We start from the raw sequence: 17,330 nt of genomic DNA, 5'->3' as shown, positions 1-17,330 counted from the left end.
CCGTGACTCCTGCCCCGCAGCCTCCTGCGCCCCGTCGAGAGCCCTTCGAGCACCGCGAGCACGGCGTGCCCCGCCCGGACCCCTACCGCTGGATGGCCGGGACCACGACCGAGGTTCTCGACCACCTGGCCGCCGAGCGGGGGTTCTACGACTCTTCGACTGCGCATCTGCACTCCCTGGTCACCACACTGCGTGCCGAGATGGGGTCCCGCGTCCCGGAGGCCGACGTGAGTCCCCCGTCGCGGCGTCCGAGGTGTTCCTACTACAACCGGCAGCTCGCGGGAAGTGACTACGGGCAGTTGGTCAGAGAAATCAACGGCCCCGACCCCGGTTCGAAGCCGATTTCGCTCCCTGACGGCGCGTCGACCGACGGATTTCGCAACGGTCCGGTAACGGGAGAGAACGCCGAGGTGCTCCTGGACATCGACGCGCTCGCCGACGAGAGCGGCTACCTCGACGTGGGGCTGAGCATCGTCAGCCCCGACGAGGACCTGCTCGCCTACTCGGTGGACACCAGCGGCGAGGAGGTGTTCACCCTGCGCTTCCGCGACCTGCGCACCGGACGGGACCTGGAGGAGGTGGTCGGCCGCAGCTACTACAGCGGGGCCTGGAGCGCGGACTCCTCGTGGTTCTTCTACACCGTCCACGACGAGGCCTACCGCCCGTACGAGGTGTGGCGGCACCGGATCGGCACCCCCGTCGAGGAGGACGTGCTGGTGCTCTCCGAGCCCGACCAGCACTTCGAGGTCCAGGTCCGGGGCACCCGCACCGGCGACCTGGTCGTGCTCTGGAGCGAGAGCAACACCACCTCCGAGTGCTGGGTCGTCGACGCCCACGACGTCGGCCGCGGCCCCTGGTCGGTGGGCGGACGTCGGCACGGCGTGCGCTACCACGCCGAGCACCGCCGGCTGCCGGACGGACGCCAGGACCTGCTGGTGGTGACCGACGACGACGCGGTCGAGCTGCGGCTGATGACCGCGCCGGTCCCGGACGGCGCGGACCAGGACCACACCGCGTGGACCGAGGCGCGCCCGGCGTCGGGGTCCACCCGGCTGCTGCGCGCGGACGCGTTCGCGGCGGGGGTCGTCCTCACCCTGCGCGACCGAGGTGCCCAGGTGCTGGAGCTGGTGCCGCACGACGACCTGGCGGCAGCGCAGGGCGGCGGCCGGGTGGAGAGCGACTTCCCGGGCGGCGACGTCTCGCTCGCTTCATCACCGCTGTACGACGGGGGTCTCGTCATGGTGCGGGACGACGCGTGGCTGCACCCGGCGGCCTGCCGGGCCTGGGAACTGGGCACCGGCGCCCTGGAGACCGTGTGGCGGCAGGAGGCCCCCGGCTACGACCCGGAGCAGTACGTCACCGAGCGGCGCACCTTCCCCGCACCGGACGGGACCGGCGTGCCGGCCCTCGTCATGCGGCACCGGGACACCCCGCTGGACGGCACCGCGCCGGCGCTGCTCTACGGCTACGGGTCCTACGAGGCCGTCTTCGAGCCGGAGTGGGACCCGGCCCTGCCGAGCCTGCTGGACCGCGGCATGGTCTACGTCTTCACGCACCTGCGCGGCGGTGGCGAGATGGGCCGCCGGCGCTACCTGGACGGGAAGCTGGCCCACAAGCAGCACACCTTCGACGACCACATCGCCGTCGCCGACGGCCTGGCCCGAGAGGGGCTGGTCGACGGCGACCGCATCGCCACCCGGGGCCTGAGCGCCGGCGGCCTCCTCCAGGGCGCCGTCCTCGGCCAGCGCCCGGACCGGTGGCGCGCGGTCGTCGCCGAGGTGCCGTTCGTCGACGTGGTGACGACGATGTTCGACGCCGAGACGCCGCTCACGGTCACCGAATGGGAGGAGTGGGGCGACCCCCGGCGCCGCGAGGAGTTCGACTGGATGCTCGCGTACTCGCCGTACGAGAACCTGCCGCCGGCCGGCGGTCGCCCCGACCTGCTGGTCACCGGCGCCGTGCACGACCCGCGGGTGATGGTGCGCGAGCCGGCGAAGTGGGTGGCCGCGCTGCGCGCGACCGATCCCGACTGGGGCCCGCGGTGCCTGTTCCGGGTCGAGACCGGCGCCGGCGCGCACGTCGGGCCCTCGGGGCGCTACGGCCACCTCGCCTACGAGGCCGAGGTCCTGGCGTGGGTGCTCGACCGGCTGGGTGTCGCGTGACCCCGCTGCACCGGGAGGTCCTGGAGCTCACCCGCGCGCTGGTCCGCCTGGACACGACCAACGCCCCCGAGGCCCACCTCGGCCGCCGTCCCGGCAACGAGACCGTCGCCGCGGAGCTGCTGCGCGACCACCTCGAGGCTGCCGGGGTGGACTGCGAGCTGGTGGCCCGCGAGCCGGACCGGGCCAACCTGGTCGCGCGGATCCCGGGCACCGGCGAGGGGCCGTCCCTGGCCTTCGTCGGCCACACCGACGTGGTGCCGGCCGACCCGCGGGACTGGACGCACCCGCCGTTCGCGGCCGTCGTCGACGAGGCGGGCTTCCTGTGGGGCCGCGGCGCGGTCGACATGAAGAACGAGGTGGCCGCCCGGGCGGTCGCGATGGCCGAGCTGGCGCGCTCGGGCTTCCGGCCCCGCGGCGACCTGTGGTTCCTCGCGGTCGCCGACGAGGAGGACGGGATGTACGACGTCGGCATGCGCTGGCTGCTGGAGTCCCGGCCCGACATCCGCCCGGACATGGCGGTCAACGAGGGCGGCGGCGAGCGCCTCCCGCTGCGCGACGGCCGCACGGTGCAGACGATCGGGATCGGCGAGAAGGGCACCTACCCCGCCCGCGTGGTCGCGGTCGGGGAGGCGGGCCACGCCTCGATGCCGGCGGTCGGCGACAACGCGGTGCCGCTGCTCGGGGAGCTGCTGCGCCGGGTCGGTCGCGGCCTGCCCCGCCGTACGCCGTCGCCGCTGGTCGACGCGGCGCTCGAGGTGCTGCTCGGCGAGCCGGTCGCCGACCCGGAGCGGGCGGTGGCCACGGCGGTCGCGCTGCACCCGGTGCTCGCCGACTGGCTGCCCGCACTGGCCGGGACGACGATGGCGCCCACCATGCTCGGCGGCTCCGGCAAGCGCAACGTGATGCCGGCCCGGGCCTGGATGGAGCTGGACTGCCGGATCCTGCCCGGCACCACCGAGGCCGACGTGGAGCGCGAGGTGCGCGACCGGCTGGGCACCGGCGTCGCCTACGAGCTCGAGTGGCCCGAGCACCTGGTGGCCGGCAGCGCGTCCGAGCCCGAGTCGGAGCTGATGGCGGCGATCCGGTCGGTGCTGGCGGACGGCGGCGACGACGCCGGGCTGCTGCCGATGTTGAGCACCGGCTTCACCGACTCGGTCTACCTGCGGGCCGCCGGCACGCCCACGGCGTACGGCTTCAGCCCGTTCCGGTCGACCAGCGCCGAGGTGCTCCGCGACGGCTTCCACAACGCCGACGAACGGGTGCACGTCGACGACCTGCTGCTCGCGGTCGAGTTCCACCTCGCGCTGGCGAGGAGGGTGCTGGGCTCAGCGTGAGTCCGGAGGAGGTCCCTGAGCGCAGCGAGGCGGGCACCCGAAGAGCCTCACCGGTTTCGCCGGACCGGCCTGCCGTGACGCATGCTTCTCCCGTGATGAGCTCGCTCGGGTCGAGGTTCGCCGCCTGGTGGTTGCGTCGCCGGCCGGTCAGGTGGGGCTGGCTGCTGCCGATGGCCGCCCTGCAGGTCGCGGACGACCTGGACCCGCACCGCAGCGCGGCGACCTGGCTGCCGCTGGTCGTCGGCTGCCTGGCCGGCGCCGCCTGGCAGGTCCTGTACCCGCGCGACCTCGCGAGCCGGCTGACCCTCTTCGCCGTCGCCTTGCTGGCGGCCGGCGTGCTGCAGGCCTTCACGGGCGATCCCGTCGACCTCGCTCCGGTGTGGCGCGAGAACTGGGCGGCCGCCGGCGTACTGGTGGGCCTGGTCGTCGCCACGCACGCCTACCGCAGCCGCTGGCTCGCGAGGCTGGCTGACGCCCGCCCCGGCCGCCCCGGGCCGGCTCAGCCCAGTCGCTCCTCCAGCTCGGCGAGCAACGGGTCGCGCAGCCCGACGCAGTCGTGGGCCCAGAACGGGTCGCAGTAGACCAGCCGGCCGGTCATCCACGCCTCGTGTGCGGGCAGCAGCGCCACCTGGAACGCCGGGTCGGGGATCCGCACCGACGGCCGCTCGAAGCCGTGCTCGCTCGCGCGGCCGAAGCCGCGGGCGCCGTAGTAGCCGGGTGCGCCCTCCAGGAACACGGCCGGCGCGCCGGACTCCCGAGCCGCCGCCAGGGCGGTCGCGACCAGCGTCGTGCCGAGGCCGGAGCGCTGATGCGCCGGCGCCACCGAGAGCGGGCTGAGCACGAGCACGTCGACCAGCGCCTCGCGGGCGTCCACCCAGCTGTGGTTGAGCTGGACGTGGCCGGCCACGGCGCCGTCGACCTCGGCGACCAGGCTCAGCTGGACCCTCCGGGCGGCGTGCAGGGCCTCGACCAGGTCGGCGACCCGCTCGCCCTCCTCGCCGAACGCCGCCTCCACGACCCGGCGCACCGACGTCCGGTCGGTCTCCTGCGCGGGACGGACCTCCAACCCGGTCACCGCTCCCCCCGCTCCTGGCCCGCCCCCGCGCCGTCGCCGAGGAAGCTGAACCGGACCTCGCGCTCGGCGTTGTCGACGTTGAGGTCGACCAGGCAGACGCTCTGCCAGGTGCCGAGCGCGAGCCTGCCGCCGAGCACCGGGACGGTGGCGTACGGCGGGACCAGCGCCGGCATCACGTGGGAGCGGCCGTGCCCGGGGCTGCCGTGGCGGTGCCGCCAGCGGTCGTCGGCGGGGAGCAGGTCGCCCAGCGCGGCCAGCAGGTCGTCGTCGCTGCCGGCCCCGGTCTCGATGATCGCCAGGCCGGCGGTCGCGTGCGGCACGAAGACGTGCAGCAGCCCGTCCCCGCGACCGTCCACGAACCCCGCACAGTCCGCGGTGAGGTCGCGGACCGTCTCCCGCCCGCCGGTGCGATAGCTGCGCGTCTCGGAGTGCATGCGGGCGATCGTGCCATGCTGGCGGGCACCGGGCACGAGTCGTACAGGGGACGGAGGCAGTCATGCCGGATCGGATCGTGGTGGTCGGAGGTGGCCTCGCCGCGGGCACGGCGGTGGTCGAGCTGCGCGAGCGCGGCTACGAGGGCGAGCTGGTGCTGCTGGCGGCCGAGGACCACCCGCCGTACGAGCGTCCGCCGCTGTCCAAGGCGGTGCTGCTCGGCGAGGCCGAGCCGGACAGCACCGGGGTCAAGGACCCGCAGTGGTACGCCGACCACGACGTGCAGCTGCGCACCGGCGCCCGCGCCGACGGCCTGCACACCGGTCGCCGCCAGGTGCTCGTGGGTCGCGAGGCGATCGGCTACGACACCCTGCTGCTGGCCACCGGGGCGCGGCCGCGCCGGTTCCCGATGGCCGACAACAGCGGCGCCTCGGTGAGCTACCTGCGCACGATCGAGGACTCGGCGGCGCTGCGCGCCCGGTTCGGGCCGGGCTTCCGGCTCGGCGTGCTCGGCGGCGGCTGGATCGGGCTCGAGGCGGCCGCCGCCGCCCGCACGTCCGGGGCCGAGGTGACGGTGCTGGAGTCGATGGACCTCCCCCTGCTGCGGGTGCTCGGCCCCGAGGTCGCCGGGGTGATGGCCGAGATGCACCGCGAGCACGGCGTCGACCTGCGCACCTCGGCCGACGTCACCGGCATCTCCCGGACCGACGACGAGGTGCATGTCGCCCTCGGCGACGGCAGCGGTGTCGTGGTCGACCACCTGCTGGTCGGCGTCGGCGTCGAGCCGGACACCACCCTGGCCGAGGTGGGCGGCCTGGTCGTCGAGAACGGGATCCGCACCGACCGGCACCTGCGCACCTCCGCCGAGGGCGTCTATGCCGCCGGGGACGTCGCCAACGCCGACCACCCGCTCCTGGGCCGCCCGCTGCGGGTCGAGCACTGGGACACCGCGATCCAGCACGGCAAGGTCGCGGCCGCCAACCTGCTCGGCGGCGAGGTGGACGCCGACGCCCTGCCGTACTTCTTCACCGACCAGTACGACTTCGGCATGGAGTACGTCGGGCACGCGGCGCCCGGCGGCTACGACCGGGTCGTGCTGCGCGGCGACGTGGAGGGCCGCACCTTCACCGCCTGGTGGCTCGACGGCGACCGGGTCGTGGCCGGCATGCACGCCAACGACTGGGACGCCATCGACGACGTGCGGCGGATCGTCGGCACGACGGTCGACGCCACCCGGCTGGCCGACGACGGCGTGGCGCTGGGCGACCTCTGAGCCGGCCGGGGAGGATGGCGCCCGTGGACGTGCGCTCGCTGGGCTACCGGACCGATCTCGCCCTGCTCCAGCTCGACGGCAGCGTCGTGGAGGACCGGGGCACCCACCTGGTCGTCCGCACGCCGGCCAACCCGAGCTTCCACTGGGGCAACTTCCTACTGCTGGCCACGCCGCCGCAGCCGGGCTCGGGCCGCTTCTGGCTCGAGCGGTTCGAGCAGGAGTTCCCCGGCCTGCAGCACCGGGCGCTGGGCGTCGACGGCACGACCGGCAGCACCGACGACCTGGCGGCGCTCGCCGAGGTCGGCCTCGAGGCGGACGCCTCCTCGGTGATGACCGCGACCTCGGTGCACGCGCCGCCGCACCCGCACCCGACCGCCGTCGTACGCCCGCTGGTCAGTGACGACGACTGGGCCCAGCAGGTCGCGCTCGCCGTCGCCGGCGAGCCGGAGCACTACAGCGAGGAGTTCGCCACCTCCCGGGCGGCGGCTCACCGGCGCAACGTCGAGACCGGCCACGGCCAGTGGTTCGGCGCGTTCCTGGACGGGCGGCTGAGCTCCTCGCTGGGGATCTTCACCGCCGGCGAGGGCCTGGCCCGCTTCCAGGAGGTCAAGACCCACCCCGAGGCCCGCGGTCAGGGCCTGGCCGGCACGCTCGTGCACGCCGCGTCGCGGCACGCCCTCGACGAGATGGGCGCGCGGACACTGGTGATGGTCGCCGACCCCGGCTACCTGGCGATCCGGGTCTACCGGTCGGTGGGCTTCGCCGACACCGAGACCCAGCTCGGCGCGGACCGGGCTCGCGCCTGAGCCGCGCCCCGCGGGGTCGGACGCCGCGCCGGGGGCGGGGCCGGGCCTCAGCCCTCGAGCAGCCGCTCGACCCGCTCGACCTTGGCGGTGAGCTGGCCGTCGTACCCGGCCCGGATGTCGGCCTTGAGGACCAGCGAGACCCGCGGGGAGACCGCGGCCACGGCGTCGACGGCGCGCTTGACGACGCCCATCACCTCGTCCCACTCGCCCTCGATGTTGGTGAACATCGCGTTGGTCTCGTTGGGCAGCCCGGACTCGCGGACGACGCGGATGGCGGCGGTGACCGCCTCGGAGACGCCGCCGGTCTCGTCGCCGCCGGACGGGGAGATGCTGAAGGCCACGATCATGACCTCACCGTAGTCCGTCGCGCCTCACCGGGTCAGTCCGAGGATCGTCCCAGCGGCAGCAGGGTGCGGGCCAGCACCAGCAGCCAGACGCTCGCGTAGACCAGGCTGGTCAGCACGTCGGTGAGGTGGTGGGCGCCCTGGTAGAGCCGGGAGAGCAGCACGAAGACCGGCAGCAGCAGGAGCAGCCGCGCCCAGTGCCGGACGGCCGGCGAGGCGTACGCCGCGGCGAGCACCACGATCCCGGCGTACGCGACCACCGCGGTGGCGGTGTGCCCGGACGGGAAGCTGTGGTTGCCGACCAGGCCGGGGTCGAGGATCTTCACCGGCGGCCGCTGCCGGGGGTCGACGTGGGTGGCGATGTAGTAGAAGCCGCCGATGCCGGCCTCGGCGAGCGCGAGGAAGATCGCCGGGCGCCAGGACCGCTTCCAGATCGAGAACACCAGCGCCGTCACGACCGCGACGCTCACGCCGGTCACGGTCTCTCCGAGCAGGGTGCCGATGTCCGCGGGCTCGTTCAGCGCACCGGTGCGCTGGTCGGCGATCCAGCGCGCGAGACCGTTGTCCCACGGCAGCACCGCGCTGCGCAGGGCATGGGTGATCAGCCAGCCGAACGCCACGACCACCGCCAGCACCACCAGCCAGGTGCCGACGACGACCAGGGCCGCCCGGCCCGCGGAGGGGAAGGCACGTCGCCGCGCGTGGGCGTCGTGGCCGTCACGCTGTCGAGTGAGGGTCGCCATGCGGCGGATCCTGCCCCGCCGGCGCTGATCTCACTCCTGGACCCGGCCGCCCAGGTCAGGTCAGGTCAGCGACCGGACGAGCAGGGCGAGGGCGGAGACGGCACAGACGGCCAGCACGCCGGTGCGGAACCCCTCGCCGGCCAGCCGGGCGCGCACCCGCGACCCGACGAGGAAGCCGCCCAGCACCACCGGTGCCAGCAGCAGCCCCAGGTGCCAGGAGGCCGCGCTGAGCTCTCCCGAGACGGTCAGCCCGACGATGCTGAAGCAGACCCCCATGAAGAAGAACACCGACAGCGTCGAGCGCACCACCTCCGGCGGCCGGCGCTGGAAGAGCAGCGCGATCGGCGGCCCGCCGATCGAGGTGGCGGTGCCGGTGGTGCCGGCCACCAGGCCGGCGGTCAGCAGGGAGACCGGCGTGACGGGCACGTCGACGGTCCGGACGGTGAGCAGCACGGCCACCAGCACCATCAGGCCGATCGCGACACCGATCTCCCGGTCGCTGAAGGACAGCACCAGCCACGTGCCGATCACGGTCCCGGGGATGCGAGCGGGCAGCGCCCACGCGATCGCCCGCCAGTCGACGTGCCGCCGCTCCCCCAGCACCATCGACCCCGACATCACCAGCGCCAGCCACAACGGCAGCGCCGGCACCAGCCCGGGCTCGACCATCGCGATCACCGGGGCGGCCAGCAGCCCCACGCCCAGCCCGACCACCGACTGCACGAACGCGCCGACCAGCGTGACCGACCCGATCAGCGCCACCACGTCCCAGGGGACTCCGTCCACGCTCTTCTCCTCACCCAGGAACCACGACGTGACTGCAGTACGACGCCGGCCCGCCGCTCACGGGGAGCGGCGGGCCGGCGGTCAAGCTCAGCGGACCTCGAGGATCAGGCCCGGCGGAGGTTGCGCAGGACGTACTGCATGATGCCGCCGTTGCGGTAGTAGTTCGCCTCGCCGGGGGTGTCGATGCGGACCACCGCGTCGAACTCGGTGGCCTCCCCGTCCTTGGTCGCGGTGACCTTCACGGTGCGCGGCGTACGCCCCTCGTTGAGCTCGGTGACCCCGGTGATCGAGAACTCCTCCTCACCGGTGAGGCCCAGCGACTCGGCGGTCTCGCCCTCGGGGAACTGCAGCGGCAGCACGCCCATGCCGATCAGGTTCGAGCGGTGGATCCGCTCGTAGGACTCGGCGATGACGGCCTGGACGCCCAGCAGCGCGGTGCCCTTGGCGGCCCAGTCGCGCGAGGAGCCGGAGCCGTACTCCTTGCCGGCGAGGACGACCAGCGGGATGCCGGCGGCCAGGTAGTTCTCCGAGGCCTCGAACACGCTCGTCACCTCGCCGCCCGCGGTGAAGTCGCGGGTGACGCCGCCCTCGGTGCCCGGCGCGATCTGGTTGCGCAGGCGGATGTTCGCGAACGTGCCGCGGATCATCACCTCGTGGTTGCCGCGCCGCGAGCCGTAGGAGTTGAAGTCCCGCTGCTGGACGCCGTGCTCGGCGAGGTACCTGCCCGCGGGCGAGTCCTTCTTGATCGCACCGGCCGGGCTGATGTGGTCGGTGGTCACCGAGTCGCCCAGCTTGAGCAGCACCCGGGCGCCGTCGATGTCGGCGACCGGCTCCGGCTCGTCGGGCATGCCGTCGAAGTACGGAGGCTTGCGGACGTAGGTCGACTCGGGGTCCCACTCGAAGGTCTTGCCCTCCGGGGTGGGCAGCGAGCGCCACTGCTCGTCACCGGCGAAGACGTCGGCGTAGTCCGTGCTGAACATCTCCGAGGTGATCGCCCCGGCGATGACCTCCTCGACCTCCGACGGGGAGGGCCAGATGTCCTTCATGAAGACGTCGTTGCCGTCCTGGTCCTGGCCCAGCGGGTCGTTGAACAGGTCGACGTCCATCGAGCCGGCCAGCGCGTAGGCGACGACCAGCGGCGGGGACGCGAGGTAGTTCATCTTCACGTCGGGGTTGATCCGGCCCTCGAAGTTGCGGTTGCCGGACAGCACCGAGACGACCGCGAGGTCGTTGTCGTTGACGGCCTGGCTGACCTCGGGGATGAGCGGGCCGGAGTTGCCGATGCAGGTGGTGCAGCCGTAGCCGACCAGGTTGAAGCCGAGCTTGTCGAGGTACGGCGTGAGCCCGGCGCGCTCGTAGTAGTCCGAGACGACCTTCGAGCCGGGCGCCAGCGTGGTCTTGACCCACGGCTTGCGCTGCAGGCCCTTCTCCACGGCCTTCTTGGCCAGCAGGGCCGCGCCGATCATCACCGACGGGTTCGAGGTGTTGGTGCACGAGGTGATCGCCGCGATCGCCACGGCGCCGTGGTCCAGCTCGAACTTGGTGCCGTCGGCGAGCTCCACCAGCGCGGGGTTGCTCGGCCGGCCGCCGTCGGCCGGGGCCGAGGAGTGGTAGTCCTTCGGCGGGGCGGAGCCGTTGCCCTGGTGGGACGGGGCGTCGGAGGCCGGGAAGGTCTCGGCGACGGTCTCGTCGTACCCCTTCTCCTCGCCCGCCTCGTCGACGTAGTCGGTCAGCGCGCCGCGGAAGGCGTTCTTGGCGTCGGAGAGCGAGACCCGGTCCTGGGGGCGCTTCGGGCCGGCCAGCGACGGGACGACCGTGGCCAGGTCGAGCTCGAGCCGCTCGGAGAAGCGGGGCTCGGCGTCGGGGTCGTGCCAGAGCCCCTGCTCCTTGGCGTAGGCCTCCACGAGCTTGAGCTGCTCCTCGGAGCGGCCGGTGAGCTTGAGGTACTTCAGGGTCTCCTCGTCGATCGGGAAGACCGCGATCGTGGAGCCGAACTCCGGGCTCATGTTGCCGATGGTGGCGCGGTTGGCCAGCGGCAGCACGGAGACGCCGGGGCCGTAGAACTCCACGAACTTGCCCACGACGCCGTGCTTGCGCAGCATCTCGGTGATCGTGAGGACCAGGTCGGTCGCGGTGGCGCCCTCGGGCAGGTCGCCGCTGAGCTTGAAGCCGACCACCCGCGGGATCAGCATCGACACCGGCTGCCCGAGCATCGCGGCCTCGGCCTCGATGCCGCCGACGCCCCAGCCGACCACGCCGATGCCGTTGACCATCGTGGTGTGGGAGTCGGTGCCGACGCAGGTGTCGGGGTAGGCGACACCGTCGCGGACCATGACCGTGCGGGCCAGGTGCTCGATGTTGACCTGGTGCACGATGCCGGTGCCGGGCGGGACGACCTTGAAGTCGTCGAAGGCGCCCTGGCCCCAGCGCAGGAACTGGTAGCGCTCGCGGTTGCGCTCGTACTCGATCTCGACGTTGCGCTCGAAGGCCTCCGGGGTGCCGAAGACGTCGGCGATCACCGAGTGGTCGATGACCAGCTCGGCCGGCGCGAGCGGGTTGATCTTCGTGGGGTCCCCGCCGAGCTCGGCCATCGCCTCGCGCATGGTGGCGAGGTCGACGACGCAGGGGACGCCGGTGAAGTCCTGCATGATCACGCGGGCGGGCGTGAACTGGATCTCCTTGTCGGGGTCGGCGTTCTCGTCCCAACCCGCCAGCGCCCGGACGTCGTCGGCGGTGATGTCGGCACCGTCCTCGGTGCGCAGCAGGTTCTCAAGGAGGACCTTCAGCGAAAAAGGCAGCGACTTGACCGCGTCGTCAGGCAGGCCCTCGCCGCTGACGGCGTCGAGCCTGAAGATCTCGTAGGACTTGCCGTCCACGTCCAGGGTGCCCTTGGCACCGAAGCTGTCCCGACTGGCCATCAGTCATCTCCTCGTTGAGTGCTCGTCGTGGGTCGGACCCATCTTGCCGTCGGCGCGCGGACCCGGGAACCACGGGTCCGGTGCCCGCCACCGTCGACCGATATGTCTTGATGTCAAGATACACGAGAACGAGGAATTGTCATCCCGGGGTCCGCGGACGGGGTGTACGAGCGAATTCGTGACACAGGTTGTCAATGATCTTGACCCCCCAGTGCGCCGATCCCGAGGATCCATGCGAGCCGCGTGCCCAGCTGGAGCACCCCGGTCATCGACCGGCCCCGCGGTCCCACCGTCCGCCATTGCATCGGAGAAGCAGAAGAAATGTCGCACCTCACTCGCGAAGAGATCGTCGACGCCTACGTGGCGATGCTGGGTCAGGAGCAGGTACTCACCGACGAGCAGACCCTCAAGGACAACAGCACCGACCGTTACTACAAGGTGGAGACCATCTTCGGCATCTACTCGATGCCGCTCCCCGCGGCGGTGCTGAAGCCGCGCTCCGCCGAGGAGGTCGCCCAGGTCCTGCGCTTCGCCAGCGAGCACACCCTCAACGTGGTGCCGAGGACGGGAGGCTCCGCCACCGAGGGTGGCTTGGAGACCGTGGTCGAGAACTCGGTCGTGCTCGACGGGTCGGCCATGAACAAGGTTCTCAGCATCGACACGGTCGACATGCTCGTCACCGCCCAGTGCGGGGTGGTCCTCGGCGAGCTCGAGGACCAGCTCCGAGCCATGGGGTACACGACCGGGCACTCGCCGCAGTCCAAGCCGCTCGCGCAGATGGGTGGTCTCGTCGCCACCCGCTCGATCGGCCAGTTCTCCACGCTCTACGGCGGCATCGAGGACATGCTGGTGGGCGTCGAGACCGTGTTCCCCAACGGCGAGATCTGCCGCATCAAGAGCGTGCCGCGCCGGGCGGCGGGACCGGACATCCGTCACCTGGTGCTCGGCAACGAGGGCGCCCTCAACTTCATCACGGAGGTCAGCCTCAAGATCTTCCCCTACTACCCCGACAACAACCTCTTCTACGGCTACCTCGTGGACGACATGAAGACCGGTCTGGAGATCCTGCGGGAGGTCGTGACCCAGGGCTACCGGCCCTCGGTGGCGCGGCTCTACGACCGGGAGGACGGGCTGTACCACTTCAGCGACTTCTCCGAGGGTCGCTGCGTCCTCATCTTCATGGCAGAGGGCCCGAAGGGCATCGCCCAGGCGACGGGCGCGGCCATCGAGGAGATCGTCGCCGGGGTCGAGTCGGCCGACCGGGTCGACAGTGCGCTCATCGAGGACTGGTTCAACAACCTCAACTGGGACGTCTCGAAGATCGCGGAGGAGCGCGAGGAGATCCGCGAGACCCTGGTCAACGGGTTCACGACCGAGGTCTCGGGCAACTGGAGCGTCATCCACGACATCTACGAGAGCGCCCTGACGCGCATCCGTGCGGAGATCCCGGCGGAGTTCTCCCTGCTGGGCGGCCACTCGAGCCACAGCTACCTCAACGGCACGAACATGTACTTCGTCTACTACTACAAGGTCGACGTGGACCCCACCGAGGAGCGCACGCGCTACCACGACCCCATCCAGAACATCATCGTCGAGGAGACGCTGCGTCACGGCGGGTCGATGTGCCACCACCACGGGGTCGGCAAGCACCGCACCCACTTCCTCGCGGAGGAGTACGGCTCGTCGCTCTACATGCTCGAAACGCTGAAGAGCGCCTTCGACCCGGCGGGGATCATGAACCGGGGCACGATCTTCCCGTTGGAGAGCTGACTCGCACCGCACCGCACCGCGACGAGACCCTCACGACATCCGATCGGAAGACACGCATGACCACGAGCGACATCTCAGACTTCACTCTCGAGTTCTTCTCACTGAAGGGCAAGAACGCCATCGTGACCGGTGGCAACAGCGGCCTGGGGCAGGCGTTCTCCCTGGCCCTCGCGACGGCCGGCGCCAACGTCCTGGCCGCGAGCATCGTCCCCGACGACGGGACCACGGGCGGCCTGGTCCAGGCGGCCGGTGCCCGCTACTCCTTCCTGGACTGCGACATCACGGTGGCGGGCAACCCGAAGAAGGTGGTCGACGCGTGCGTCGAGGAGTTCGGCTCGGTCGACATCCTCGTCAACTGCGCCGGTCGGGGGATCAACGAGCCCGACGTGTTGAAGTACGGGCGCGAGCACTGGGATCCGATGGTGGCGCTCAACCTCACGGCCGCGTTCGAGATGGCGCACGAGTGTGCCAAGCACATGGTCCCCCAGGGCAGCGGCAAGGTCATCAACATCTGCTCGGTGTTCGCCTTCCTGGGTGGCCAGTGGTCTCCCGCCTACGCGGCCACGAAGCACGGCCTCGCCGGCTTCACCAAGGCCTACTGCGACGAGCTCGCCCAGTTCGGGGTGCAGGTCAACGCGATCGCACCGGGCTACTTCGCCACCGCCCTGACCGCCGACACACAGGCGGACCCCCTGGCGAACCAGCGCGTCCTCGACCACATCCCGGCCAACCGGTGGGGGCAGACCCAGGACCTCATGGGCGCCACCGTCTTCCTCGCGAGCAGGGCCTCCGACTACGTCAACGGCCACGTGCTGAGCGTCGACGGCGGGTACCTCGTCAGATGAGCGACGCAACAGTGCGGAGGGACCGGCGGTGACCAGGTTCATCATCGGCATCGACGGCGGCACCCAGAGCTCGAAGGTCGCGGTGTTCGACACCCACGGGCGCATCGTGTGCGAGGCGAGTCAGCCGCTGCGCCCGCTCAGCATGCCCGAGCCCGGGGTCGTCGAGCATCCCGACGACGACCTCTACGACTCCGTGGTCGCCGCCGCGTCGCAGGCGATGGCCGCGTTCCCCGGGGACCCGGCCGACATCGTCGGAGTCGGCCTGTGCTCGATCCGGTGCTGTCGCGCGCTGGTGCGCGACGACCTGACCTTGGCCGCTCCGGTGCAGAGCTGGATGGACGAGCGACTGTCCCGGCCCTACGAGCACGTCGACGACGACGTCGCCCACGTCACGACCGCGTCCGGCTACCTCATGGGGCGGCTGACCGGACAGCGCGTGGACACGGCCGCGAACTACATCGGCCCGTGGCCGATGGACGTCCGCACCTGGGAGTGGTTCACCGACCAGGAGGTCTTCGACTCCTTCAACGTACCCCGCGAGATGCTCTACCGCCTGCAGCTGCCCGGCGACATCGGAGGAGCGCTCACCGAGGAGTTCGCGGCCGCCACCGGCATCCCGCCGGGGATCCCGGTGGTGCACACCGCCAACGACAAGGCGGCCGACGCCCTCGGATCCGGGCTGCGCGACGAGCGGACCGGGCTCGTCTCGCTCGGGACCTACATCGCCGGCATGATCCAGGGACACGAGTTCGTGGCCGAGCCGGCGTCGTACTTCACGAACTTCGGCTCGGAGCCGGACACCTACGTCTACGAGAGTGCTGGCATCCGTCGCGGCATGTGGACGGTGTCCTGGCTCAGGGACCTGCTGGGCGCGGAGGTCGCGCCCGGTGACGACTCGGACGACGCCAGCAGCGAGGACCGGCTAAACGAGGCCGCCGCCCGGATCCCCGCCGGCAGCGACGGCCTGCTGTGCCTGCTCGACTGGCTGGCACCGCCGACGATGCCGTACCGCAAGGGCGTCTTCATCGGGCTGGACGAGAGGCATGGGTACGGCCACCTGTACCGAGCGATCCTCGAGGGCATCGCCTTCACCATGCACCGCAACATGATGGCCCTGCAGGACGAGCGGCAGGTCACCCTGGACACCCTCGTGGTCTCCGGCGGCGGTTCGTACAGCGACGTGTGCATGCAGATCTTCGCGGACGTCTTCGGACTCACCACCGTGCGCAACGAGGTCCGCGACTCCGCGGGGCTGGGTGCGGCCATCTGCGTCGCGGTGGCCTGCGGGATCTATCCGGACTTCGACACCGCGAGCCGGGAGATGGTCCACGCCCAGGACCTCTTCTCCCCACACCCCGCGCATCGCGACCTGTACACGCAGCTGAGCGCCATCCACGGCGACATCTCATCGCACATCGATCCCATCTTGATGCGAGTACATCAGGCTCTGGCAGAGAATCAAGGAGTCACCCATGGCTGAGGCCGAACTGACCCGGTGGAAGAGGATCGCGCAGCTGGTCCTCCTGATCCTCGCGGCCGGATCCATCTATCCGCTGGTCTACCTGCGACAGAACTTCGAGTCCACCATCCTCACGCTGTTCGACCTGTCCCAGGCGGAGCTGGCCGGGCTCTACTCGATGCTCGGCATCGTGTTCGTCGTCGGCTACATCCCCAGCGGTTGGCTCGCCGACCGGGTGCCGGTCAAGTGGCTCATCGTCGGGTCGCTGCTTCTCACCGCGGCGGCCGGACTGTTCTATGTGCAGATCCCCGACAAGTCGTATCTCCTCTACATCTTCCTGATCTGGGGATTCGCGACCGTCTTCACCTTCTGGAGCGCGATCCTCAAGACGGTCAGCCTGCTGGCGGAGAGGGACGAGGGGGGCAGGTTCTACGGCGCCCTGGACGGAGGCCGTGGACTCGTCGAGGCCATCCTCGCCACCATCGCCGTCGGCCTCTTCGCCCACTTCTCCGGTGGGGCCGGAGCCAGCCTCGCCGAGACCAAGGCGGGCTTCCAGGCGGTGGTGTACATGTACATCATCACGATCGTGATCGTCGCCGTGCTGCTGTCCTTCCTGCTGTCCGGGAAGGTCGAGAAGCAGGCCGTGGAGGCCGACGAGGTCGAGGTCGAGTCGACCGTCGCCGCCGTGCGTCGCATCGTCAAGATCCCCGAGGTCTGGCTGATGATCGTCGTCCTGATGTGCGGCTACGTGCTCTTCTGGGGTCACTACTACTTCTCCGGCTACCTCAGCGTCAACCACGGCGTCTCGGCGGTCAACGCCGGCATCGTGACGGTCGCGGTGCTGTGGATGCGCCCGATCGGTGGCCTGGGCGGCGGCTTCCTGGCCGACCGGTTCGGCAAGTCCCGCGTGCTCTCCATCGCCATGGCGATCACTGCGGCGGTGCTGGTCCTGCTGAGCGTGCTCCCGACGGGCCCGGCGACCATGTGGCTCGTCTACGCGACCATCGTGTTCGCCGGTCTCGTCATGTACGTCATCCGGGGCGTCTACTGGTCCCTGCTCGAGGACTGCCGGGTTCCGGTGGCGGCGACCGGGATCGCGATCGGCGTCATCTCGTTCTTCGGCTACCTGCCCGACATCTTCCTGCCCAAGATCAGCGAGTTCATCTACAACCACTTCGGCGATGACGTCGCCGCCGCGAACAACGTCTTCTTCGTGGTCGTGGCCGGTTTCGGGCTGGTGGGAGCCGCGACCGCGGCCTACTTCGCCGCACGCATGTCTCGCCGGCACCAGTCGGAGCAGCCGGAAGTCGCGGTCCTGGTGTGACTAAGGGGGACGTCCGGGGCAGTGACACAGGTTGTCAACCGCATTGACCCTCGGGCGTG

15 protein-coding genes are annotated in these 17,330 nt (G+C 71.2%); 9 read left to right on the top strand and 6 right to left on the bottom strand.

Features of this window, described 5'->3' with window-relative positions:
- The first annotated feature begins 2 nt into the window (after nt 1-2).
- The 3 genes from BJZ21_RS08625 to BJZ21_RS08615 all read left to right on the top strand — a co-directional run bounded on the left by BJZ21_RS08625 (nt 3) and on the right by BJZ21_RS08615 (nt 4,077).
- Complete coding sequence (locus BJZ21_RS08625) at nt 3-2,162, top strand: prolyl oligopeptidase family serine peptidase (protein WP_179663358.1); 2,160 nt, start codon at nt 3-5, stop codon at nt 2,160-2,162.
- Nucleotides 2,159-3,496 carry a M20/M25/M40 family metallo-hydrolase gene (locus BJZ21_RS08620; protein ID WP_179663357.1) on the top strand — a complete coding sequence of 446 codons (1,338 nt, stop codon included), beginning with the start codon at nt 2,159-2,161 and terminating at the stop codon, nt 3,494-3,496. The genes BJZ21_RS08625 and BJZ21_RS08620 overlap by 4 nt, the downstream gene beginning before the upstream one ends.
- Before the next feature lie 92 nt (nt 3,497-3,588).
- The gene (locus tag BJZ21_RS08615; RefSeq protein ID WP_179663356.1) at nt 3,589-4,077 is read left to right on the top strand and encodes a hypothetical protein; all 489 of its coding nucleotides are present in this window, start codon (nt 3,589-3,591) and stop codon (nt 4,075-4,077) included.
- On the opposite strand, the gene BJZ21_RS08610 is transcribed toward BJZ21_RS08615, so the two are convergent.
- Together BJZ21_RS08610 and BJZ21_RS08605 are read right to left on the bottom strand one after the other, a co-directional pair.
- Nucleotides 3,996-4,571 carry a GNAT family N-acetyltransferase gene (locus BJZ21_RS08610; protein WP_218851395.1) on the bottom strand — a complete coding sequence of 192 codons (576 nt, stop codon included), beginning with the start codon at nt 4,569-4,571 and terminating at the stop codon, nt 3,996-3,998. The two genes, BJZ21_RS08615 and BJZ21_RS08610, sit on opposite strands and share 82 nt — an antisense overlap.
- Nucleotides 4,568-5,005, bottom strand: a complete 438-nt coding sequence (locus tag BJZ21_RS08605; RefSeq protein ID WP_179663355.1) for a YjbQ family protein — start codon at nt 5,003-5,005, stop codon at nt 4,568-4,570. The genes BJZ21_RS08610 and BJZ21_RS08605 overlap by 4 nt, the downstream gene beginning before the upstream one ends.
- Nucleotides 5,006-5,067: 62 nt before the next feature.
- Here BJZ21_RS08605 and BJZ21_RS08600 point away from each other — a divergent pair, with 62 nt between their 5' ends.
- Both BJZ21_RS08600 and BJZ21_RS08595 read left to right on the top strand, forming a co-directional pair.
- Nucleotides 5,068-6,276 carry an NAD(P)/FAD-dependent oxidoreductase gene (locus BJZ21_RS08600; RefSeq protein WP_179663354.1) on the top strand — a complete coding sequence of 403 codons (1,209 nt, stop codon included), beginning with the start codon at nt 5,068-5,070 and terminating at the stop codon, nt 6,274-6,276.
- Nucleotides 6,277-6,290: 14 nt separating this feature from the next.
- Nucleotides 6,291-7,082 carry a GNAT family N-acetyltransferase gene (locus BJZ21_RS08595; RefSeq protein WP_218851393.1) on the top strand — a complete coding sequence of 264 codons (792 nt, stop codon included), beginning with the start codon at nt 6,291-6,293 and terminating at the stop codon, nt 7,080-7,082.
- 47 nt (nt 7,083-7,129) lie between these two features.
- Here the strand turns inward: BJZ21_RS08595 and BJZ21_RS08590 are convergent, their stop codons facing one another.
- The 4 genes from BJZ21_RS08590 to BJZ21_RS08575 form a co-directional block, all read right to left on the bottom strand.
- On the bottom strand, nt 7,130-7,429 hold the full coding sequence (locus tag BJZ21_RS08590) for an MTH1187 family thiamine-binding protein (RefSeq protein ID WP_179663352.1): 300 nt from the start codon (nt 7,427-7,429) through the stop codon (nt 7,130-7,132).
- Nucleotides 7,430-7,461: 32 nt separating this feature from the next.
- A complete protein-coding gene (locus BJZ21_RS08585) occupies nt 7,462-8,169 on the bottom strand; it encodes a phosphatase PAP2 family protein (RefSeq protein WP_179663351.1) in 708 nt (235 codons plus the stop codon).
- 60 nt (nt 8,170-8,229) lie between these two features.
- Nucleotides 8,230-8,955, bottom strand: coding sequence for a TSUP family transporter (locus tag BJZ21_RS08580; RefSeq protein ID WP_179663350.1), 726 nt, complete (start codon nt 8,953-8,955; stop codon nt 8,230-8,232).
- Between the two features lie 104 nt (nt 8,956-9,059).
- Nucleotides 9,060-11,873 (bottom strand): aconitate hydratase, encoded by a 2,814-nt coding sequence (locus BJZ21_RS08575; protein ID WP_179663349.1) that lies wholly within the window; start codon nt 11,871-11,873, stop codon nt 9,060-9,062.
- A gap of 321 nt (nt 11,874-12,194) precedes the next feature.
- On the opposite strand from BJZ21_RS08575, the gene BJZ21_RS08570 reads away from it, so the two are divergent.
- The 4 genes from BJZ21_RS08570 to BJZ21_RS08555 are packed head-to-tail and all read left to right on the top strand — an operon-like array spanning nt 12,195 to nt 17,271.
- Nucleotides 12,195-13,643, top strand: a complete 1,449-nt coding sequence (locus BJZ21_RS08570; protein ID WP_179663348.1) for an FAD-binding oxidoreductase — start codon at nt 12,195-12,197, stop codon at nt 13,641-13,643.
- A gap of 56 nt (nt 13,644-13,699) precedes the next feature.
- The gene (locus BJZ21_RS08565; RefSeq protein WP_179663347.1) at nt 13,700-14,488 is read left to right on the top strand and encodes an SDR family oxidoreductase; all 789 of its coding nucleotides are present in this window, start codon (nt 13,700-13,702) and stop codon (nt 14,486-14,488) included.
- 28 nt (nt 14,489-14,516) lie between these two features.
- Complete coding sequence (locus BJZ21_RS21705; protein WP_179663346.1) at nt 14,517-15,968, top strand: FGGY-family carbohydrate kinase; 1,452 nt, start codon at nt 14,517-14,519, stop codon at nt 15,966-15,968.
- Entirely contained in the window at nt 15,961-17,271 is a 1,311-nt protein-coding gene (locus BJZ21_RS08555) for an MFS transporter (protein WP_179663345.1), read from the top strand. The genes BJZ21_RS21705 and BJZ21_RS08555 overlap by 8 nt, the downstream gene beginning before the upstream one ends.
- The last annotated feature ends 59 nt before the right edge of the window (nt 17,272-17,330 follow it).

The organism is Nocardioides panaciterrulae, from assembly GCF_013409645.1.
Classification (GTDB): domain Bacteria; phylum Actinomycetota; class Actinomycetes; order Propionibacteriales; family Nocardioidaceae; genus Nocardioides; species Nocardioides panaciterrulae.
The sequence above is the reverse complement of the archived record's forward strand: the minus strand, read 5'-3'. Positions and strand labels throughout refer to the sequence as shown.